Origin of the sequence: Agrobacterium sp. RC10-4-1, from assembly GCF_014138475.1 — a bacterium.
In the GTDB taxonomy this organism is placed as follows: Bacteria; Pseudomonadota; Alphaproteobacteria; order Rhizobiales; family Rhizobiaceae; genus Agrobacterium; species Agrobacterium pusense.
Map to the genome: position 1 here is coordinate 286962 of NZ_JACJIT010000003.1, position 21596 is coordinate 308557.

General features: G+C 59.0%; 18 protein-coding genes. 3 read left to right on the forward strand and 15 right to left on the reverse strand.

The annotated features are described in order from the left end of the window. Nucleotides 1–47 precede the first annotated feature (47 nt). Together FHW77_RS09960 and FHW77_RS09965 are read right to left on the reverse strand one after the other, a co-directional pair. Nucleotides 48–1064 carry a Fe(3+) ABC transporter substrate-binding protein gene (locus tag FHW77_RS09960; protein ID WP_004439728.1) on the reverse strand — a complete coding sequence of 339 codons (1017 nt, stop codon included), beginning with the start codon at nucleotides 1062–1064 and terminating at the stop codon, nucleotides 48–50. Between the two features lie 153 nt (nucleotides 1065–1217). Further along, the gene (locus FHW77_RS09965) at nucleotides 1218–2264 is read right to left on the reverse strand and encodes an ABC transporter ATP-binding protein (protein ID WP_004439724.1); all 1047 of its coding nucleotides are present in this window, start codon (nucleotides 2262–2264) and stop codon (nucleotides 1218–1220) included. A gap of 354 nt (nucleotides 2265–2618) precedes the next feature. Here FHW77_RS09965 and FHW77_RS09970 point away from each other — a divergent pair, with 354 nt between their 5' ends. The 3 genes from FHW77_RS09970 (at nucleotide 2619) to FHW77_RS09980 (ending at nucleotide 7024) form a co-directional block, all read left to right on the forward strand. After that, on the forward strand, nucleotides 2619–4331 hold the full coding sequence (locus FHW77_RS09970; protein WP_004439720.1) for a long-chain fatty acid--CoA ligase: 1713 nt from the start codon (nucleotides 2619–2621) through the stop codon (nucleotides 4329–4331). Nucleotides 4332–4441: 110 nt separating this feature from the next. Continuing rightward, the gene (gene pgi, locus FHW77_RS09975) at nucleotides 4442–6067 is read left to right on the forward strand and encodes a glucose-6-phosphate isomerase (protein WP_004439717.1); all 1626 of its coding nucleotides are present in this window, start codon (nucleotides 4442–4444) and stop codon (nucleotides 6065–6067) included. Between the two features lie 87 nt (nucleotides 6068–6154). Continuing rightward, nucleotides 6155–7024, forward strand: coding sequence for an ornithine carbamoyltransferase (locus FHW77_RS09980; RefSeq protein ID WP_004439716.1), 870 nt, complete (start codon nucleotides 6155–6157; stop codon nucleotides 7022–7024). Nucleotides 7025–7040: 16 nt separating this feature from the next. Here the strand turns inward: FHW77_RS09980 and FHW77_RS09985 are convergent, their stop codons facing one another. The 13 genes from FHW77_RS09985 to FHW77_RS10045 all read right to left on the reverse strand — a co-directional run bounded on the left by FHW77_RS09985 (nucleotide 7041) and on the right by FHW77_RS10045 (nucleotide 21428). Next, on the reverse strand, nucleotides 7041–7769 hold the full coding sequence (locus FHW77_RS09985) for an esterase family protein (RefSeq protein ID WP_004439714.1): 729 nt from the start codon (nucleotides 7767–7769) through the stop codon (nucleotides 7041–7043). Then, nucleotides 7766–8731 carry an acetylxylan esterase gene (locus FHW77_RS09990; protein ID WP_004439711.1) on the reverse strand — a complete coding sequence of 322 codons (966 nt, stop codon included), beginning with the start codon at nucleotides 8729–8731 and terminating at the stop codon, nucleotides 7766–7768. The genes FHW77_RS09985 and FHW77_RS09990 overlap by 4 nt, the downstream gene beginning before the upstream one ends. A gap of 125 nt (nucleotides 8732–8856) precedes the next feature. Then, nucleotides 8857–9783, reverse strand: coding sequence for a carbohydrate kinase family protein (locus FHW77_RS09995; protein ID WP_004439708.1), 927 nt, complete (start codon nucleotides 9781–9783; stop codon nucleotides 8857–8859). 98 nt (nucleotides 9784–9881) lie between these two features. Beyond that, a complete protein-coding gene (locus FHW77_RS10000; protein ID WP_004439706.1) occupies nucleotides 9882–10580 on the reverse strand; it encodes an orotate phosphoribosyltransferase in 699 nt (232 codons plus the stop codon). 147 nt (nucleotides 10581–10727) lie between these two features. Then, nucleotides 10728–11765, reverse strand: coding sequence for a dihydroorotase (gene pyrC, locus FHW77_RS10005; protein ID WP_004439702.1), 1038 nt, complete (start codon nucleotides 11763–11765; stop codon nucleotides 10728–10730). 112 nt (nucleotides 11766–11877) lie between these two features. Next, complete coding sequence (locus FHW77_RS10010; RefSeq protein ID WP_004439700.1) at nucleotides 11878–12915, reverse strand: 4-hydroxyproline epimerase; 1038 nt, start codon at nucleotides 12913–12915, stop codon at nucleotides 11878–11880. Nucleotides 12916–13039: 124 nt separating this feature from the next. Next, nucleotides 13040–14362 carry an alpha/beta hydrolase gene (locus FHW77_RS10015; RefSeq protein ID WP_004439698.1) on the reverse strand — a complete coding sequence of 441 codons (1323 nt, stop codon included), beginning with the start codon at nucleotides 14360–14362 and terminating at the stop codon, nucleotides 13040–13042. 187 nt (nucleotides 14363–14549) lie between these two features. After that, on the reverse strand, nucleotides 14550–16046 hold the full coding sequence (gene scpC / locus FHW77_RS10020; RefSeq protein ID WP_004439696.1) for a succinyl-CoA:acetate CoA-transferase ScpC: 1497 nt from the start codon (nucleotides 16044–16046) through the stop codon (nucleotides 14550–14552). 293 nt (nucleotides 16047–16339) lie between these two features. Beyond that, entirely contained in the window at nucleotides 16340–17140 is an 801-nt protein-coding gene (locus tag FHW77_RS10025) for a phosphodiesterase (protein ID WP_004439694.1), read from the reverse strand. Nucleotides 17141–17203: 63 nt separating this feature from the next. Beyond that, complete coding sequence (locus FHW77_RS10030) at nucleotides 17204–18496, reverse strand: ABC transporter substrate-binding protein (protein WP_004439693.1); 1293 nt, start codon at nucleotides 18494–18496, stop codon at nucleotides 17204–17206. A 42-nt stretch (nucleotides 18497–18538) separates the two neighbouring features. Further along, entirely contained in the window at nucleotides 18539–19360 is an 822-nt protein-coding gene (locus FHW77_RS10035; protein WP_004439691.1) for a carbohydrate ABC transporter permease, read from the reverse strand. Beyond that, nucleotides 19360–20286: a carbohydrate ABC transporter permease gene (locus tag FHW77_RS10040; protein ID WP_004439689.1), complete on the reverse strand. Its 927-nt coding sequence runs from the start codon at nucleotides 20284–20286 to the stop codon at nucleotides 19360–19362. Before FHW77_RS10040 ends, FHW77_RS10035 begins: the two co-directional genes overlap by 1 nt. After that, nucleotides 20283–21428 (reverse strand): ABC transporter ATP-binding protein, encoded by a 1146-nt coding sequence (locus tag FHW77_RS10045; protein WP_004439687.1) that lies wholly within the window; start codon nucleotides 21426–21428, stop codon nucleotides 20283–20285. Before FHW77_RS10045 ends, FHW77_RS10040 begins: the two co-directional genes overlap by 4 nt. Nucleotides 21429–21596: the final 168 nt, after the last annotated feature.

Genomic DNA, 21596 nt, shown 5'->3' on the forward strand with positions numbered 1-21596 from the left:
GCGCCCGCAATTGCGAACGCCTTTCACATGTTATCGCTGATTGGCCTTTACTTGTCGAAACCGACCTTGTCGACCAGCTCGCTCGCCTGCTTGCGATGCGATACGATTTCCGTCAGCGGCTTGTTATCGATCTTCAGCGTGCCGAACGAAGCGACGATCTCGTTGAGAGCCGCGCCCTGCTTGACCGGATATTCGTAGTTGGCCTCGGCATAGATCTTCTGAGCTTCGTCGGAAACGAGATATTCCAGAAGCTTGACGGCTTCCGCCTTGTTCGGCGCATTCTTCGCCACGGCTGCGCCGCTGATATTGACCTGCGTGCCGCCATTCTTGAAGGTCGGCAGAACCACCTTGATGGCGTCGCCCCACTTCACCTGCTCCTCGCCGCCCTTGCCCGAGCGCATCAGGCCGACATAATAGGAGTTGGCGATACCGATATCGCAAATGCCGCCGAGGATGTCCTTGGCGACATCGCGGTCACCGCCGCCTGCCTTGCGGGCGAGGTTTTCCTTGACGCCGGCAAGCCACTTCTCGGTGTCTTCAGCGCCATAATGGGCGATGTAGTCGGCAAACAGCGCCGTATTATAGGGATGCTGGCCGGCGCGAATGCAGACCTTGCCCTTCCACTTCGCATCAGCGAGATCTTCATAATTGAAGGAAGCGAGATCAAGGTCCTTGGCTGCATACAGAACGCGGGCTCGCATGGAAAGCGCGAACCAGTGACCCTTGGCATCGCGCAGTTCAGCGGGGATGGCCTTGCTCAGGGTCTCGGATTCGACCGCCTGCGTTACGCCCTTTTCAGCGAGATCGACAAGATTGCCGGCGTCCACCGTCATCAGAACGTCAGCCGGCGAACTCGCGCCTTCGCTCAGCACACGCTCCGCAAGGCCGTCCTTCAAAAACACGGTATTGACCTTCACGCCGCTCGAAGCGGTGAAGGAGTCCAGGAGGGGCTGAATGAGGCCCGGCTCGCGGGTGGTATAGATATTGAGTTCAGCGGCATTGGCTGCGCCGGCTGCAAAGGCAACCGTGCTAGCAAGCAGGGCGAACCCGGTAAATTTCTTCATGTTTTGTCTCCCTCTCCGATAACGGCAATAGGGGGAGCAGACATCATACATGATGATACAAATCAAGTTTTATTTCGCCATTTTCCGCCGCCTTTTGATCACCAAGAGTTGAAAACGGGGAGAAAACGAACATGCAAATGCGCTCATTCAACTTTAGGTAAATATCAGCACGCCCTTCGGATCAATTCCGAAGCGTATCGCCCGCGTCTTGGCGGCTGTACGCTGCATTGTTCTGACGCGAAGATCAGCTGGTAATCCGGGCACGGCGATGCCGAGCTGTTCGATCTCCCCCAGGAAGACCCGGCTCGATATTTCGCCAGCGATACCTTCTTTCGCGGCGTCTTCGATAATCGAAATCGCATTGGGCCGAACATAGGCAACCGCCGCGAGGCCATCGGGCAGATCGGAGGCATCCCCCAGCAGGCCAAGCGGCGTTTCCACGCGACCCTGCCTTACCCGTCCTTCAATCTTGTTGAAGGCGCAGAAAAAATCAGCGGCATAGCGGGTCTTGGGATGGTCGTGGATTTCGTAACCCGTGCCGCTTTGCACGATCCGTCCGCGCTGCATCAGAACCACGCGATCGCCCGCCGAAAGCGCTTCTTCGGGATCGTGAGTAACCATGATTGCCGTCGTACCCAGCTGGCGTAGAAGACCTAGCGTCTCTTCGCGCACATCGTCACGCAATCCCCTGTCCAGATTGGAAAAAGGCTCGTCCATCAGCAGAAGGCCAGGCTGCGGGGCGAGTGCACGGGCAAGCGCGACGCGCTGCTGCTCACCGCCCGACAGCGTATGGGGATAACGTTTCGCAAGTTCCTTGAGATGCACATGTTCGATCATCTCCGCAGTGCGCGCCCGGGCCTGCGCTTTCGGCAGCGAGCGGAGGCCGAACATGACGTTCTGCTCGACGGTAAGATGTGGGAAGAGCGCATAATCCTGAAATACGAAACCGATATTGCGCTTTTCGGGCTCGATGAAAGCTCCAGACCCGGCCACGACAGCGCCGTTCAGGGAAACGCTGCCTTTATCGGGTGTCTCCACGCCTGCGATGATACGCAGCAAGGTTGATTTTCCGCAGCCGGAACGCCCTACAAGACAAATGATCTCACCGCTTTCGACGGACAGATCGATGTCGGACAATACATCCGTATCGCCGAATTTCTTGCCCACCGATTTCAGTTCTAGCGCTGCGCTGCCTGCCATTTCCAATCCTGCCTTGCTTTGCGAATTATGTTGATCGCTCAAATCAGGATTAAAGTCAAAAAAGACCGGGAAAATGCGTTTTCCATCACGAGTTGGCGAGATGTGCGGCAGCAATATTGACGTTTACGTTAGAGTTAAATAGGTTTCGCCGACAAGATGGACGTCAAGGGATTACGCGTCTATCATTCGTCACCGGGGAGCGGGAGGAGCAGTCGATCCGGTGACGTCACAAGTGGTTCCCTCACGCCGGCAGATGCCGGCAGGTGCGGGAGCCTCGTGAACATCAGGCAGCCGAAAGCGCTGTTCACGCGTTCCACAGAATGCGCGGCGCGAAGAGACTCTGGGAGGAGCAGCATGAGTGAATTGTCCCTGGGACACCCGCAGAACGCCGTCATTGGGAAGCGCTGGCTGTCTTCCTATCCGCCGGGCGTTCCTTCCGAAATTCCCGTATCGACCAATGCCTCCCTCGTCGATCTTCTCGAAAAGAGCTGTGTGCAGTTTGCCGACCGGAAGGCCTTTTCCAGCATGGGAAAGTCGCTGACCTACCGGGAACTGGACGCTGAAACCCGAGCCGTCGCCGCCTGGCTGCAGTCCAGAGGACTGGAAAAGGGCGACCGGGTTGCCGTGATGATGCCGAACATCCTGCAAAATCCGGTTGCGGTCTATGGAATCCTGCGGGCAGGCATGGTGGTGGTCAATGTCAATCCGCTTTACACACCGCGCGAGCTGGAACATCAGCTGAAGGATTCCGGCGCGAAGGCGCTTTTCGTGCTGGAGAACTTTGCACATGTGGCGCAGCAGGCGGTGCCGAAAACCGCGGTGCGGCACGTGGTCGTCGCGGCGATGGGCGATCTTCTCGGCCTCAAGGGACATATCGTCAATCTGGTGGTCCGCAAGGTCAAGAAACTGGTGCCCGCCTATACCATTCCCGGCTCCATCAGCTTCAAGGCGATGCTGAAGGAAGGTCAGGGATTTTCGCTGAAGCCGGTCAGCCTCACGGCGCAGGACATTGCTTTCCTTCAATATACCGGGGGCACGACGGGTGTATCCAAGGGTGCGGTTCTCACGCATGCCAACCTTCTGGCCAACAAGCTTCAGATCAGCCTGTGGCTGGACGCCGCCTTCAACGGCCAGAAGGATCGCCCTGAAGTTCTCAACTTCATCTGCGCGCTGCCGCTCTGCCACATCTTCGCCTTGACGGTGAATTCGCTGATGGGCATTGCGCTTGGCGGCCACAATCTGCTGATTGCCAATCCGCGCGATATTCCCGGTTTTGTGAAAGAATTGTCGCATTATCAGCCGCATATTTTCCCCGGCATCAATACGCTTTTCAACGCGCTGATGAACAACGAGGATTTCCGCAAGCTCGATCTGTCGTCGCTCATTCTGGTTCTCGGCGGCGGCATGGCGGTGCAAAGGCCTGTCGCGGAACGCTGGCTTTCCATCGTCGGCTGCCCCATTGCGGAGGGTTACGGCCTCTCCGAGACATCGCCGGTTGCCACCGTCAACCGCCTCGATTCCACGGAGTTCAGCGGAACCATCGGCCTGCCGATCTCTTCCACCGAAATCGATATTCGCGACGAGGACGGCAACAGCCTGCCCACCGGAGAGGTCGGAGAAATCTGCATTCGTGGGCCGCAGGTGATGGCGGGTTATTGGCAGCGGCCGGACGAGACGGCAAAGGCGATGACATCAGACGGCTTCTTCCGTTCCGGCGACATGGGCTTCATGGATGAACGCGGTTATACCAAGATCGTCGACCGCAAGAAGGACATGATCCTCGTCTCCGGTTTCAACGTCTATCCGAACGAGGTGGAGGAAGTGGCCGCCAGCCATCCAGGCGTCCTGGAATGCGCCGCCATCGGCGTTCCGGACGAGCACTCCGGCGAAACCGTCAAGCTTTTTGTGGTCAAGAAGGACCAGTCGCTCACGGAAGCGGAACTCAAGGCTTTCTGCGCCAAGAACCTGACAAACTACAAGCGGCCGAAGATCATCGAGTTCCGTACCGAGCTGCCGAAATCGAATGTCGGCAAGATCCTGCGGCGCGAATTGCGCAATCTGAACTGAACGAATTCGAGCCGGGTGACCGGCTCTTTTCTTTTATCGAAGCCGCCTTGATTTGGCCGCCTGAAAAAGAATAGTTTCCTCATCCTTCCACGGAAGCCGAGGAGCACGAGATGCAGGCCACCATCGAAAAACTGAAAGCAACGGCGAGCAGCACAGCCGCAACCGATCTTCGCGCCGCCTTTGCGGCCGATGACAAGAGATTCAGCCGTTTCAGCGCCAAGTTCGATGACCTGCTGATGGATTATTCCAAGTGCGCCGTGAATGAAGAGATCGTCACGCTTCTCGAACAGCTTGCACAAGAAGGCGGCGTCGAGGCCAAGCGCGAGGAGATGTTCTCCGGCAAGGCGATCAATTTCACCGAAGACCGTGCCGTCCTGCATACCGCGTTGCGCAATCGCGCCAACACGCCGGTTCTCGTTGACGGCAAGGACGTGATGCCCGATGTGAACGCGGTTCTGTCTGCCATGGGCAAGTTTGCCGATGCCATCCGTTCCGGTTCGCTGAAGGGCGCGACCGGTAAAAAGATTACCGATGTCATCAATATCGGCATTGGCGGTTCCGACCTCGGCCCGGTCATGGCAACGCTGGCGCTGGCACCTTTCCATGACGGCCCGCGGGCGCATTTCGTCTCGAACATTGATGGCGCGCATATTGCCGATACGCTGAAGCTCATCGACCCCGAGACGTCGCTCTTCATCGTGGCGTCGAAGACCTTCACCACCATCGAGACGATGACGAACGCCGCCACGGCGCGCCGCTTCATCGCCGAAAAGCTGGGTGAAGACGCCGTCAAGCATCACTTTGCCGCGGTTTCCACAGCGCTGGACAAGGTTACCGCCTTCGGCATCGAAAGCGACCGCATCTTCGGTTTCTGGGACTGGGTTGGCGGCCGTTACTCGATCTGGTCTGCCATCGGGCTGCCGCTGATGATCGCCATCGGTCAGGATAATTTCGGCAAGTTCCTGGATGGCGCCCACGCCATGGATCGCCACTTCCGCGAGGCGCCGGTCCGTGAAAATCTGCCGATGTTGCTCGGCCTGATCGGTTTTTATCACCGCAACGTACTGAATTACCCGACGCGGGCGATCCTGCCCTATGACCAGCGGCTCTCGCGTTTCCCGGCTTATCTGCAGCAGCTGGACATGGAATCAAACGGCAAGGGTGTGACCATCGACGGCACGCCGGTCGAAGGCCAGTCCGGCCCGGTCGTCTGGGGCGAGCCCGGCACGAATGGTCAGCACGCCTTCTATCAGCTGATCCACCAGGGCACGAGCGTCATCCCGGCGGAATTCATGATCGCAGCCAACGGTTTCGAGCCCGAACTGCGCCACCAGCACCAGCTTCTCATCGCCAATTGCCTGGCGCAGTCGGAAGCGCTGATGAAGGGGCGGACGCTGGCTGAGGCAAAAGCCCAGCTCACCTCCAAGGGCGTGGACGACAGACATGCGGATTTCATTGCGCCGCACCGTGTCTTCACCGGCAATCGTCCGTCCATCACCTTCGTCTACGACAAGCTGACGCCATTCGCGCTTGGCCGCCTGATCGCGCTTTACGAACATCGCGTCTTCGTCGAAGGCGTGCTGTTCCGCATCAACTCCTTCGACCAATGGGGCGTGGAGCTTGGCAAGGAACTGGCGACCGGCCTGCTTCCGGTCGTAGAAGGAAAGGAAAGCGCCGCTGGCCATGACAGCTCTACGCAGGGCCTAGTGAAGGCGCTGGCGGGTCTGGCGGGGTAAATCCAGGCACTGCAATTTACGAAAGCCGGAGGGCGACTTCCGGCTTTTTTCAATGCAGCGTTGATCGAATGTCATTTGGAGGTGCATATGTCGTTCCGGCCGGGCAGGGACTTTCTGGAGTTTCACAACCTGAGTGCGGACGCGATCTTCTCGATCATCGACCGCGCGTGCGCTCTGGCCGAGGACTGGTTACAAGGCACGATGCCACAGACGCTCAAGGGAAAACGTGCCGGGCTGATCGTTGACGACACCGGCTGGCGCAATACCGCCGCCTTTGATCTCGGTATCCAGGCGATGGGCGGCACCTGCGTTACCGTTCCGATCAACTTTAACGGCCGAGAAGAGATTGCCGATCTGGCTGGTTATCTCGACAATTGGTTCGATCTTTTGATTATCCGCACGAAGGAACTCTCGACACTTCGGGCACTTGCAGCCGACATGCGCGCACCTGTCATCAACGCGCGGACAAAATTCAATCATCCATGTGAAACGCTTGGTGATTTAGCCTATGTGAAAAGCCTGAGGGGCCAGACAGCCGGCCTCAAAATCGTCGGTGTGGCACCGGACGCCAATATTTTACGCTCTTGGGTCGAAGCCTCGATTTCACTGCCCATTCAGGTCACGCAGGTTTACCCGGATCAATGGCACGTCACGGATGCCGCGCTCATCAATCCGAACTTCCGGGCAAGCACGGACATGGATGAGCTACTGGATGCGGATGTGGTCATTACCGATTCCTGGCCGTCCGACGCCAATCATCATCTGGCCGATTATCGTATATCCGCGTCCCTTCTCGACAGGATGCGGCCTGATGTGATTTTTTTGCCCTGTCCGCCAGTCTCGCGTGGCCAAGAGGTGACCGCGGACGCAATGGCCCATCCGGCCTGTCAGAGCCGGTCGGCAAAAGCTTTTCTTCTACATGCCCAGAATGCCCTGATGGAATTTCTTCTCGCCTGAGGCACGGGCTCCAGCCTCAAATATAAAGCGCCGCCATCTTGCGCCACGCACCCGCCCGATGCGCGCGGCCTTCCCATACATGCATCTGGTGCCCCACCTGCTTGCCCGAAAGCACGCGGCTTAAGTGGTGATTGTTGTCCAGAAAGGGGTCTGCATCGCCAATGGTGAAGACCATGTCGATGCGGCGCAGGTGATCGAGCCGCCATGGGCAGTTTAACCCGGGAAGAAAGTGGCTCGGCATGTGGAAATAGACGTCATCGTCATAATAGCCGTCGAATAGATCACCGAAAGACTCCACCTCCATCGTCAGGTCATAGCGGCCGGAAAAAGCGACGAGCTTGGTGAAGAGATGCGGGTGACGGAAGACGAGGCTGGCGGCCTGAAAGGCACCGAGGCTGCAGCCCTGCACGATGGTGCTGCCGCGCGGATTTTTCTCCGCCATCAGCGGCAGCACTTCGCCCAGAATATAGGCCTCGAGTGCGGCGTGACGTCGGAGACGGTCGGCGGGGTGATTGTGGCCCGCGTAGAAACTTTCCCGTGCCAGACCCTCGATACAATAAAGCTGGAGGTGGCCGGCCTCCAGCTTGTGGGAAAGACTTTCGACGACGCCCAACTCCTCATATTCGAAGAAGCGCCCGTCGCGTGTCGGGAACATCAGCACCTTCGCGCCGGCATGACCGAATATCAGGAGCTCCATGTCGCGATGGAGCCTGTGACTATACCAGCGGAGATATTCGCGTTTCATGGCACCTTGAAAAACCGTCTGACCTTGTCCTTATGGACCGCATCTTGCGATGCGCTGTCAGGGTAATCGAAATGCCCGGCGTCGAGGATGAAGATTTCATTAAATTTTGACGGCGGCAAAGCGTTGGCCACCGCGAACTGGCAGGGCGGCGCCACGGCTGGATCAAAAAGCGCAGGCGCAATCAGCATGGGCACGCTTATGCGGGCGGCCGCGCAGGCCGCATCGAAGAGGCGCAACGTTTCAAGCACATGGGCGTGCGTCTTCGCATAGGTCTGGACGGCGTCCGCGCTGCCGACCGTTGGCAGCGTCAGCCAGAACGGTCGGTGGCCGAAGGTCGGCACGACGAGATGGCCGCGGTCGATACGCTTATCATAAGGGATCGCAAGAGCGCCGATACCACCCCCGAAGCTGATGCCGCTATAACCCACCTGCCCTTCCAGCCAGGGATAAAGGCTGACAAGCGTCGAGACCGCGATCCAAAGGTCATCGACACAGCCTCCGATAATATAATCGTCTTTCCGCTCGATATTATAGAGAACGTGAAGGGCCGGATCGGATGAAATCGGCGGACAGGCACTCAGCGACAGTCCACGAAAGCAGGGAAACAGCACGGCTGTCTCTTCCACCGGCACATCGAAATCAGGCTCGCCGCGCCCGCCATAACCGTGGCCGACGATCAGGCCGCGGCGGACCTGTCCTTCGCGCGGCAACAGCAGCCATCCACCGATACGGAAACCGTCGGTGGAGGTGTAGGTCAGATCGAGGACCTGCCAACGGGGATCGCTCAGCTTGCTCCGGCGCAGCACCGGGCGCGGATCAGTGGCGAGCGCGCGGCGATAGCGCTTCTCCCAGAAGTCATCGAAACCGGGTGGCGCTTCCGGGGGCGTGATGGCAAGCAACTGCTCGCGTTGCATGCCGTAGGTCGGGTCGAAATCAAAGGGATGGGCTGTTGAAACACTCATGCGACGCTTGTTTCTCGAAAAAACAGCAGACACAAGCTTGATAATACCGAAATAACGGTTTTTCACGATTTTGGCGGCGTGATGCGTGTTGAACCATCTTTTCAAAATGGTTCAACCCTAACCCATCACAAGCCGATTTCGTGCGCAAAAGGCGGATTGGCGCCAGCGCGCGAAACGGTGACTGCCGCCGCCTTTGCACCGAGCGCAAGCGCCTTTCTGATCTGCTCTTCCGTCAGTGACGCCACCTGCGCCTTGGTCAGCAGGCCCTGCATTTTTAGCGAAGCCAGAATGCCGGCATCAAAGGTGTCGCCCGCACCGACGGTGTCCACCACCTCCACGCGTTCAGAAGCAACTTCGACCTTCAGGCCGGTCGTATAGCCAACGGCGCCTTTCGCACCGCGGGTGACGACGACCAGCTTTGCGCCGTGGTGCAGCCAGTGGCGGGCGAGTGTATCCTCATCCCCTTCCAGACCGAACCAGGCAAGGTCCTCATCCGAGAACTTGACGATATCGGACATGGCGGCCATGCGGCGGATGCGGGCCATATGCGACTGCTTGTCCTTGATGAAGCCGGGGCGGATATTGGGATCGAGCGAGATGACACGGCTTTCTTGCTCGCGCGTCATCAGCGCTTCATAGGTGCTGCCGCAGGGTTCGGGGATGAGGCTGATGGCTCCGAAATGCAGCGCTTCGCAATCGGCGCCCAGCGCCGGAAGCTCGGCTTCGGTAATCATCCGGCCGGCGGTGTTCTCGTCATAAAAGGCATAGGTCGCATGACCGTCGACCAGCTTCACGAAGGCGATGGTGGTCGGGCGCGAAAGAGTGGCGCAATAGCTGAAATCCACGTTGCTGGCGCGCAGGGTCTCCCGCAGGATATCGCCCATCATGTCATCGGAAAGACCGGTGAAAAAGGCGGAGGGAACGCCGAGACGTCCCAGCGCGATAGCCGTGTTGAAGACCGCACCGCCTGCATAAGGGGCAAAACCCGCCTCTCCCAGCGTTGTCTGCCGGGGCAGCATGTCGATCAGGGCTTCACCACAACACAGGATCATTACGGTCCTCCTCAAAACAGCAAATCAAATGGACTTAAATCGATTTAGACGAAGATGGATCGGAAGACCAGCCACAAGCTGGCCACCCGCATCCGAAATCAAGATTGCGGCAATTCGCTGACACCGCCGCGCTTTGCAGACCAGGGCAGCGGGTTATCGAGGAAGGCTTCAACCTCGGAGAGGGTCTTTTCGTCGAACAGTTTTTCAGCCCGGGCAACGGCCAGAACATCGCGCCAGGTCGTCAGGTAATGCAGCTTAACATTGCCGTTGGCAAAGCGTGCTTCCGCCTCCTGGAAGATGCCGTAATAGAAGAGTGCGATGCCGTGATCGACGATGCCGCCCGCCGCACGGATGGCGTCGATAAAGGTAAACATCGAACCGCCTGCGGTCGTCAGATCCTCGATGACGAGAACGCGGGCACCCTCGGGCATATGTCCTTCGATCTGGGCATTGCGGCCATGGCCTTTCGGCTTCTTTCGGCAATAGATCATCGGAAGGCCGAGACGCTCGGCAAGGAAAGCGGCGAAGGGAATGCCCGCAGTTTCGCCGCCGGCCACACAGTCAAACTTCTCGAAACCGGCCTCGCGCAGGACAGCCGCCGCCGCAAAATCCATGGCTGCGGAGCGAATGCGCGGGAAGGAGATGAGCTTGCGCATGTCGATATAGACAGGGCTCTTCATGCCTGACGCGAAGGTGTATGGGCTTTCGGAATTAAAATGGACCGCCTTGATTTCCCACAACATTTTGGCAACCAGTTCGGCAACGACGGCGCGATCGGTGAATGTGAAGTGGTTCATAGGCGTTCTCCTTTTAGGTCTTGGTTTCTCGCTCCGAAAACCCGGATCGGTGTTCGGAAAGCACGCGTCTTTGTTCGGTATTTCGTGCGCCAGCCGAGGTGCCGGCGGACCATAACAAAACCGCCGGCAGTGCCGGCGGTCATAAAATCAGTTTACATCCCAATGAAGCGGGAACATCGGATCGAATACGGTCACCGGCCCGGCGCCCGTTTCGATCTTGGCGGGGAATGACACTGGCTCGTCGCGCTTGACCAGCGTGATCGTCTCCTCATTCGGCGCCAGACCATACCAGGCCGGGCCGTTGAGCGAAGCGAAAGCTTCCAGCTTGTCGAGAGCGTTTTCGTCCTCGAAGACATGGGCAAGGCAGCTCATCGTATTGATGGACGTGTAAATGCCCGCGCAACCGCAGGCGCATTCCTTCAGCGGGTCCACGTGCGGCGCGGAATCCGTGCCAAGGAAAAAGCGCGCATCGCCAGAGGTCGCGGCAGCCCGCAGCGCAAGCCTGTGCTCCTCGCGCTTGGCGACGGGCAGACAGTAATAATGTGGCTTGATGCCGCCAACCAGAATGGCGTTGCGGTTGATGATGAGATGATGCGTGGTGATCGAGCCGGCCAGATTGGCCTTGGAAGACTTGATATAGTCAACGCCATCACGGGTGGTGATGTGCTCCATCGTCACCTTCAGCTCCGGCAGGCGCTGGCGCAGCGGTTCCAGAACCGTCTCGATGAAGACCTTCTCGCGGTCAAAAATATCAACTTCCGGCGTTGTTACTTCTCCATGCACGCAGAGGGGCAGGCCGATCTTCGCCATGCGCTCCAGAACAGGCATGGCCTTGTTAAAATCGCGCACACCGCCGTGGGAATTGGTTGTGGCACCGGCGGGATAAAGCTTTACGGCGGTAATCAGGCCGCTTTTCTTGCCCTCTTCCACGTCGTCGGCCTGCGTGTCCTCGGTCAGATAGAGCGTCATCAAGGGCTCAAAGCTGTCGCCCGCGGGAATGGCCTTGACGATGCGATCGCGATAGGCGCGGGCATCTGCGGTGGTGACAACCGGCGGCACCAGGTTCGGCATGATGATGGCGCGGGCGAAATGACGGCTCGTATCCCCGATCACCCCTTCCAGCATGGCGCCATCACGAAGATGCAGGTGCCAGTCATCAGGGCGGCGCAGGGTGAGCGACTTCATCGGGATACCTCGGAGCATGATGGAATTGCGCCCGCTTAGCATCTTTTGTCGCGGGAAAACAGCCGCCCGACACGATCAGGCAGCCGTAAATGTCATTTTTTTGAAGCGCGCTTCAGATGTTGCCCGCTTCCGGACCCCAAACGTCGGTCATGGCAAAACCATCGGCCAATGGGTCGAAAGGATCGAGGCCGACCTGATGGAGACCAAAGGTGAAACCACGACCCGCGATAGTGGGAATGACGGCCGGACGGCCCGCCACCTCGGTGACGGCGGAAAGGCCGACATCAAATTCCGAACCGATGATCGAGCGGGATTTATACTCGTCGCCCACCTTCACCTTGCCGCGCGCATAAAGCGTGGCGAGATTGGCGGAATTGCCCGTGCCGCAGGGCGAACGATCCGCCCGGCCGGGCCACATGGTGGTGCAGGTGCGGATGGAGCCATCGGAGTCCACATCGCGGAACATCACATAGGCCACGCCCGATATGGCGGGGATTTCGGGATGCACAACGGTCATTTCGCGGTTCACCAAATCCTTAAGGATCATGCCCGCAGAGACCAGCTTTGCGGCATTGGCTTTTTCGATCGTTAGACCAATCTGACGCACATCCACCAGCGCATAAAAAATGCCGCCATAGGAGATGTCCATCGTCACCTTGCCCCATTGGGGTGTGTCGATGCTGACATCAAGCGCATGCACGAAAGACGGCACCATGGTCAACTTGACCTTTTCGCAGCGCCCGTCACGGCAGGTGGCCGTTGCCTTCACCAGACCGGCCGCCGTTTCCAGAATGATGACGGTTTCCGGTTCGTGCATCTCCACCATGCCGCTTTCCAGAAGCGCAGTCGTCGCGCATATGGAATTCGATCCGGAGCTGGCATGCGCCTGGTCCGGCTGAAGGATGACGAAGGCGGCGTGCGCATCCGGATGCTTCGGCGGCAGCAGAAGATTGACCGAGCCCATGGGCGTGCCGCGCGGCTCCAGCGTCAGGAAGCGACGAAGCGCCTCTCCCTTTGGGTCGGTATTCATCCAGTGAAGCTGTTCAGCCACCGTATTGCCGGGAATTTTCGGCGCGCCGCCGGTGACGACACGGCCGATTTCGCCTTCGCAATGAACATCGAGAAGCTGAAGGGTGCGTTTCCAACGCATGGGGTCTTACTCCGAAAAGGGTTGTCGACCGACCATACAGATAAAAATACAAGCTGTATACAAATCTGCGACGCTCTGTGACAAAAAGCGCCTAGCGTTCCCGCTGCCCCTAACGCATCGCAGTTTAGCGATTGCGGCATTCCGCCCGGTTTCGATTGGCAGCGGCATCGCAATTGATCCTTGACGACTGAAGCGCCTGATCGTCCACCACGGAGCCGGCCGTATCACCCACCGATCCCACGGTATTTTCCACCGAGCGGCCAAGCCGCTCCACCTGCCTGCCGTAGTTTTCCCGCGTGCGGGGATCGAACACAGCAATTGGCGCGCTGACCACAACGCTCGCTGCTGTTCCCACCGTCTGCGCGGCACCGATGCTGACGGCGCCCAAGGCTTCGCCCAGGCCGACATCAGAATCCGTCACGGTCTGGCCCGCGATGAGGCGGTCGCCGATCAGACGCACGACCTCCGGGCTTTCGGCAAACTTGCCGTGGTTCAGGCGGTCACCCGATTGCAGCTTCGTCAAATCGAGAACCGTGATACCGGCCTTTTCCAGCTGGCTGCTGTAGGGCTCAACGGAAGGATCGATCTGGCCAAGACGGTCAACATTGCCGGAAATGCGGCGCGACAGGCTGAGCGCGCGGTCATCCTGCGAAACGAAGAGCGTGAATTTCGGTGGTGTCTTGCCGAGGCTCGCGAACTGGCGGCTGAAGACATCCACGTCGAGATCAGGTGCTGCCAGAATGACGTTGCCGATCTTCGGATCGACGCGGCCATTGCGGATGGCCATCTGCCGCAACGCCTCCACTGCAAGCCAGGTGCCCATGGAGTGCGCCATGACCGTGACTTCACGGATGGATTTGTCTTTCGCCAGCCGCGTCAGCATCTCTTCCAGCGCGTCACGGGAATAGTTGGTGCTTTCCTTGTCGTAATTATAGTCGAAGATGCTGGCGCGTGACGGCCAGGTGAAGACGACGGGCACGACATCGGTTCTGGAATCATGGACGATCTGGGCAAATCGATAGACGGATTCCTCGTAGCGGTTGTTGAAACCATGCACGAAGACCAGCACGCGGCGGTCCTTTTCAATATGCCGGCCGATCCAGCTTCGCGTCTCGGCTTCGGAGCGGATGGGCTCGACCGCAACGGTAGTGAAATCCTTCAGCGGATTGGGCGGCAGCTTCTTCGGCCACTGCACCTGCCCGACCTTGCGGTTGGCGTCTGGCGGTATCGAGACGGTGACCGCGTCGACCTTCAGCCCCGTACCCCGCTCGCCGCCGAAAAGAACCGCAGGATTGTCAGACGGCGCGCGTGTCGTCGCGACAAGGAGATTCACCGGCGTCGTACCGGCCACTGTTTGTCCCGTTGGCGTCATCACTCCGATCGGCCGCCCACCGCAACCGGCAAGCAGGGCAACAATCGCGATCATGGCGACGAAGCGAATGGGCATTACATCACTCTCCTGCAACCCTGAGGCAGCCGGGTCGCTGCCGAGAGAGAGGATTTTCTACCGGAGGCGGAACTGACGCGCCAGCAACCACAGCGAAGTGGCGGATGATTTCCATCCCGGTGTGTCCAAACGGACCCAATTTCGCGTGGGCGCGTCCGATACCTCAGGCTGGATTCCTGATCCGCCGCTATTTCTGCGGCAGCATGGTGCCCCTTTCACGCAGGGCGCCATGCCACGAAAGCGCTTCTTCGATGAGATGCGGCGTGTGCCCTCCCCGCGAGACTGCCCGCTGGAAATAGTCCGTTAGCGCATCACGATAGGCCGGATGCACGCAGTTCTCGATGATGACCGCTGCGCGTTCACGAGGCGCAAGGCCACGAAGGTCGGCAAGGCCCGTCTCGGTCACGAGGATATCGACATCATGTTCGGTGTGATCGACATGGCTGACCATGGGAACGACGCTCGATATGGCGCCGCCTTTGGCGATAGACTTGGTGACAAAGATGGACATATAGGCGTTCCGGGCAAAATCCCCCGAGCCGCCGATGCCGTTCATCATATGCGTTCCCCCGACATGGGTCGAATTGACGTTTCCGTAAATATCGAATTCCAGCGCCGTGTTGATGCCGATGATACCGAGGCGACGGATAACTTCGGGATGATTGCTGACCTCCTGCGGGCGCAGAATGAGCCTGCTTTTATATTCGGCCAGACGCGGCATGACCCGCTCATTCATGGCGGAGGACAAGGTGATCGACGAACCCGACGCGAAAGTCAGCTTGCCCGCATCGAAAAGTTCGAATGTGGAGTCCTGCAGTACCTCCGAATACATTTTGAGATCGTGAAACGGCGTATCAATGAAACCGTGCATCACAGCATTGGCGATCGTGCCGATGCCGGCCTGAAGCGGCTGAAGTTCGTGGGTCATACGGCCTTGACGCACCTCGTTCAGCAGGAATTCAGTGAGGTGGCCGGCAATGGCCCTGGTTTCATCATCCGGCGGCAGCACTGTCGAGAAGCTGTCGCTCTTGTCACTCAGGACAATAGCGGCGATCTTTTCCGGCGGCACCGGAATGAAGGGTAGTCCGACACGGCTATCCGTCGCCACCACCGGGATGGGCATGCGGGTTGGACGTTTTGCGGGAATGAAGATGTCGTGCAGCCCCTCCAGCACCTCGGGCTGGGACAGGTTGATCTCGACGATCACCTTATCGGCCAGGATGGCGAAACTCGCGGAATTGCCAACGGAGGTGGTGGGCACGATGCCACCTTCAGCCGTGATCGCCACGGCTTCAACGATGGCGATATCGACGCCGTGAATCTGACCGCCGCGCAATTGCTCGACGGTCTCGGAGAGATGCTGGTCAATGAACATGACCTTGCCGTCATTGATCGCCTTTCGCAAAGCCGGATCGGACTGGAACGGCATGCGACGCGCCAGCATGCCCGCCTCGACCATGGTCTTGTCGAGATCATTGCCCAGCGATGCCCCCGTCATCAGGGTGATTTTCATGGGATGCAGCTTGGCATGCTCCGCCAGCGCCAGCGGCACCGCCTTGGCCTCGCCGGCACGCGTGAAGCCACTCATGCCCACAGTCATGCCATCCCGAATGAGACTGGCGGCCTCTTCGGCACTGACGATCCGGTTCAAAAGGGACGCGTTGCGAATACGCTTTTCAAGCATGCACTTCTCCATGATCTGCAATCACGATGGCACGGCATTCGGTCGCCCATCTCGCGGCGACTATGGCGTGCAGTTTCATCGATCAAACTGACATAGATCAAGGGCAAGAAGGGAACCATCACTTCTGCGTATCAAATCCCGTTCAGCGACAGTAAGTGACGCATCGTCGCGACAGGCTGGCAGGCCCTCACACCATACCGGCCCTGCGATCGGCAGGAGACTTCCGTTACGCCGTGATCGGCGAGGAGTGACGAGCCCACTTCGCGTCATCGCAGTGAGGAAAAAGCATCTCGTCAGGGGCCTTCGCAGACAGGCGCCCGCCCAAGCACGACCTGCCCCACTTCTACATCATAGGCACGCAGGCCGAACGCGCCGAGGCTTATGACCCGGTAACAGGGATTGCCGCCCGTCCACAGGGGATCGACAACGTCGATATCGGTGATAAAGCGATGCGCGCAGGCCTGACCGGAACTATAAGCGATGCCTTCGGCCGTCGTGCCTGCCATTGGCACATGGATATGGCCAAAGATGATGTGACGCACACCGGCCGGGTGAGCGGCGAGCCGGCGCATGACAGCTCCGTCATCGTGCATGCCGATATGTTCAAAATGGCGGATGCCACAATCCATCGGCGGGTGGTGAATGAAAACCGTCACGGGCAACTCGCCCGCGCTTTCCAGCGCGCTCTCCAGCCATGCCAGACGATCCTCACCATACATGCCGCCTATGACATCGGCTTCATGGCTGTCCAGAAACAGTAAACGACCAAAATCGGTGTCGATGAAGGACTGGATGTAACCGTTATCGTCGCGAGGCTGTTCGGGAAAGGCGGCCACGAATTCCGGGCGGCGATCGTGATTGCCGAGCATCAGCCGCACCGGCATGGAGACCGACGCGAGGATGCCGCGCAGCAGCTCATAGGCTTCCGGCTCACCGTAATTGCAAAGATCGCCCGTCATGACAAGAAGATCGGCGTCGGCGTGTTTTTCAACGATATCGGCGATTGCCGCGCGCAGCTGCTTTTCCGGGTCGACGCCATTTATGGCGACGCCGGGCAGCAGAAGATGGGTATCGGTGATCTGGATAATCTTCATTTGGGGCTTCCTGCGCAAAATGGCTGCGGGAACGGATTTCCCGCAGCCTCTCGATGGTGCTGATTATTTCAGCAGGGCGTTGGTCTGCTCGACGATCTGCTTGAGACCGGCTTCCGGCGTCACCTCACCGCGCATGACGGTGCCGATGATATCGCGCTGGGTGCGCCAGATGCGGACGGAATCGCCACCGGGGTAACCGGCCCAGGGCAGAGAACGGTCAGCCTGAAGCGAAGCGGTTTTCACATTCGGGTTCTCGACGTAATAAGGAGCGAGGAAGTCCGGGCCGGTTGCCAGCTTGTTGGTCGGCAGGTAACCGGTGATGCGAACGATGGTGTTCTGCGCTTCCGGACCGGTGATCCACTTCAGGTATTTCCAGGCAGCATCCTGCTTGGCCTTGTCCTGCGTCAGGATAACGGCAGAGTTACCGCCGGTCGGAACGCCGCCCTTTTCCTTGTTGTCCAGCGGGAAGGTCGCCGTCTTCAGCTTGAAGCGATCGCCGACCAGACCCTGGATTGTCTGAACGTGAGCGGGCGTTGAGAAGATGAAGCCGGTGAGGCCTGCACCGAACTGCTGGCGGGACTGGTCCCAATCGAGCAGGTTCTGGCCACCTTCGGTGACGAACTGGCGGGTCATCTTCAGGGCGTTGAGGCCGATCTCGTTGTCGAAGGCAACGGTCTTGGTCTTCTCGTCGACGAGCTTGCCGCCCTGTTCGACAATGAGCGCCTGCCACAGCCAGTCATCCGGCCAGCCGTTGATGTCGTAGCTCATGCCAGCGAACTTGGGGTCGAGAGCCTTGATCTTCTTGGCAAGAGCGATGAGCTCCGCAAAGGTCGTCGGCATCTTGTCCGGGTCGCCGCCGGCCTTGGTGACGAGGTCCGAGTTGATGTAGATGATCGGCGAGGAAGCGTTGACCGGCAGACCATACTGCTTGCCGTCGATCTGGCCGAGTGCCGCCATCTTCGGGCTGTAGTTCTTGTCGAGGAAAGCCTGGCCGCCTTCAGCCTGAATGAACGGGCCGAGATCGGTGATCTGGTTGCGCGGTGCGAGCGTGTGCACCAGTTCCGCCGTCAGATTGTAGCCCGAGAAATAAACGTCGGGCAGATTACCGGTAACGGCAGAGCGCAGAACCTGCTGCTGGCCTTCGTTATAACCGGCAGCCGGAGCGAGGAAGTTTATCTTCACGTCCGGGTTCTTCTTCATGAATTCATCGGCCAGCGGCTGATGGAATTTCGTGAAGCCCGGCAGGTTGTAGAGAACATTGAGCGTGATTTCGTTGGCGAAAACCGGCTGAGCGAGGCCCGCAAAAGCCATGCCAAGGGCCAGACCGCCCATCACAGCGCGTCGGTTTAGTTTCATGTCAGTCTCCAGAGAGGTTGGGAGGAGGAAGTCTGAACGGCGTCACTTGACGCCGGTCATGGTAATACCGGCGATGAAATGCCGCCGTGCCAGGAGGAAGCACAGCACCATCGGCGCGGTAATCAGTGTCGCGCCCGCCATCAGCGCACCGTAATTTGCGCCGGATTCAACATCGGCGAAAAACATCATGCCAAGCGGCGGTGGCGCGAGATTGGTGTCAGAGATAACGATCATCGGCCAATAAAGGTCGTTCCAGTGGGCGACGAGCGAAAAGACCGAGAAGGCGGCGAGTGAAGGCAGCGAACCACGCAGCACAAGCCCCCAGCAGATCTCCATTTCAGAGAAGCCGTCCATGCGTGCCGCTTCGATGATTTCATCCGGATAGCTGCGGAAGGACTGATTGAACAGGAAGATGGCGAAGACGGAGAGAAAGAAGGGCATCATCATCGCGAAATAGGTGTTCAGCAGCTCCGTCTTTGCCAGACCGACGAAAAGCGGCAGCGCAAGGGCCTGGATGGGAACGCAGAGCGCGGCGACGACCAGGCCAAGAAGCAGCTTGCGGCCCGGGAACCGCAGTTTCGCCAGAGCGTAGGCCGCCGGCACAGATGTCAGTATCTGGACGACGAGAATACCGACGCAGACGATGACGCCATTGAGCATGAAGCGTGCCATGGGCACTTGCCCGGCTGCACGGGTGTAATTATCGGCCGCGTCGAATTTCTCCGGGATCGGCCAGAGCGAAACGTTGAATATTTCCGCCGGCGAACGGATTGACGTCAGCACCATCCAGTAGAACGGCAGGAGCATCAGGAAAGCGCCGAGCGCCAACACAAGATGCGGAAGATATTTGCGGAGTGCGGCCATCAATAATGCACCTTCCGGTCCATATGCAGCGTCTGGCCGATCGAAAGCACCAGTACGATTGCGAGGAAGATCACCGTCAGCGCGGCGGCATAACCGGTGTTGGAATACTCAAAACCTTCGAGATAGAGATCGAACAGCAACGTCTCCGATCCGAAACGGCCCTTGGTCAGCACTGCCACCGTCTCGAACACCTTAAAGGCCGAGATGGAGGTGGTGACCACAACGAACATGGTCGTCGGTCCGAGCATCGGCCATGTCACCGTCAGGAAGCGGTCCACCGGGTTCTTCGCGCCATCGAGACGCGCCGCCTCGTGCAAATCCTTCGAAATGGCGGTGAGACCGGCAAGGAACAGCACCATGTTGAAGCCGAGTATTTGCCAGACGCCCATCAGCGCCATGGTAGGGATAAGGAGAACGGGGTTGGAGAGGAAAGCGACGGGCTCGAAGCCCATCCACTTGATCGCCGCATTCACCGGGCCGAGCGATGGATGGAGCAGGAATTGCCAAACGGTCGCCATGGCCACCAGCGTTGCGGTGACCGGAAGGAAGTAAGCTACTTCCCAGAAGGCGCGGCTGCGCTTGCGATTATAGACAAGCAAGGCTACGCCGAGCGCCAGAAACACGCCGAAGGGAATGACGATGGCAGCGTAGATGGCCGTATTCGTCAAGGCACGCAGGAAAACCGGATCCTGAAACGCCTTGACGAAATTTCCCAGTCCCACAAAGCGCGTGGACAGCGCGCCAAGCTGATAATCCGTGACGGAAAAACCGGCGAGAACGAGCATCGGCACGATATAGATCGCCAGAAGCAGCAAGCTTGCGGGTGCCGCAAAGATCAGGCCGCGCCGGATCATCCGCCGGTCAGCCTTTGAAAGCCGCGGGCGAGCGCTGGCAGGCGCCGCGCCAGAAAAATCAACCGCCGTCATGCCGGCACCTGCTCGCGAACGGTCACCTTGCGGCGGAGACCATCGGCGGCGAAAAGATGCGCGCGCTCCGGCACAAAACCGAGGGTCATGACGCCATCCGCATCAGCGCCAAGCGTTTCGCCGGCACCCTGTCGCAGGGTTACGGCCACCGTCTCATCACTTAAAAGACGGCAACTCACGAAGCGGTCTGCGCCATGGGTTTCGCTGCGGACCACACGCACGGCCAAACCTTCCGCGCCGGGACGCAGATCCTCTGCGCGAAGACCAAGCGTTGCGGGACCGGCGTCGCGGCCCGCGGCTTCGAGACCAAGATCCCGGGCGAAAGCCGTCACCTTGCCGCTGGCGGCGATTTCGACCGGCAGCAGATTGATGGAGGGCGTGCCGATGAAGCGCGCGACGGTGAGCGTGGCGGGCTTGCGGTAGAGTTCATCCGGCGCGCCAAGCTGCTCGATACGACCTTCAGACATCAACGCGATACGATCGGACATCGTCATGGCTTCGATCTGGTCATGGGTGACATAGATGAAAGTTGCGCCGAGCCGCCGGTGCAGGCCGGCCAGCTCTTCGCGCATGTGGGCGCGAAGCTTCGCATCAAGATTGGAGAGCGGTTCGTCCATGAGGAAGGCGGCCGGCGAACGGACCAGTGCCCGGGCAAGCGCAACACGCTGACGCTGGCCGCCGGAAAGCTGCGCCGGCTTGCGATCCAGCAGATGCGCGATCTGCAGCGTCTCGGCCGCCTGCTCGACGGCTGCTTCGATCTCTCTCACCGTTTCGGCCGGGGCCGCAAACCGCCCGATCAGCGGTAGCCGCGCGGCAAAGGGCAAACGGCGCATCCTAAGCGGCGTCGCGATGTTCTGGCGCACGCTCATATGCGGATAAAGGGCGTAGGACTGGAACACCATCGCGAGATTACGGTCGCTCGGATCGATCTCGGTCACATCCTGTCCGCCGATGGACACCGAACCGCGATCCGGCGTTTCGAGCCCTGCTATGATGCGCAGCAGCGTGGACTTGCCACAGCCCGACATGCCAACCAGGGACAAAAACTCTCCGGGGCGGATGGAAAGATCGATCTCTTTCAGAACATCGTCGGCGCCGAAGCCTTTGCCGATGCCCGAAAGTTCAAGTGATTGTGGCGTCATTCTGCGCTCCTTTTCTGAAGCGCATATGCTTATATTGTATGACAATATGACGAAGGTTTGAGGAAAGTTCGATGACACGCGAAAGCCCGGAAATATCGGACAATCGGAAACCGCGATGAATGGGCCTTTACTCAAAACCACTAATATTGATGGGTATTTCCGCGCTTG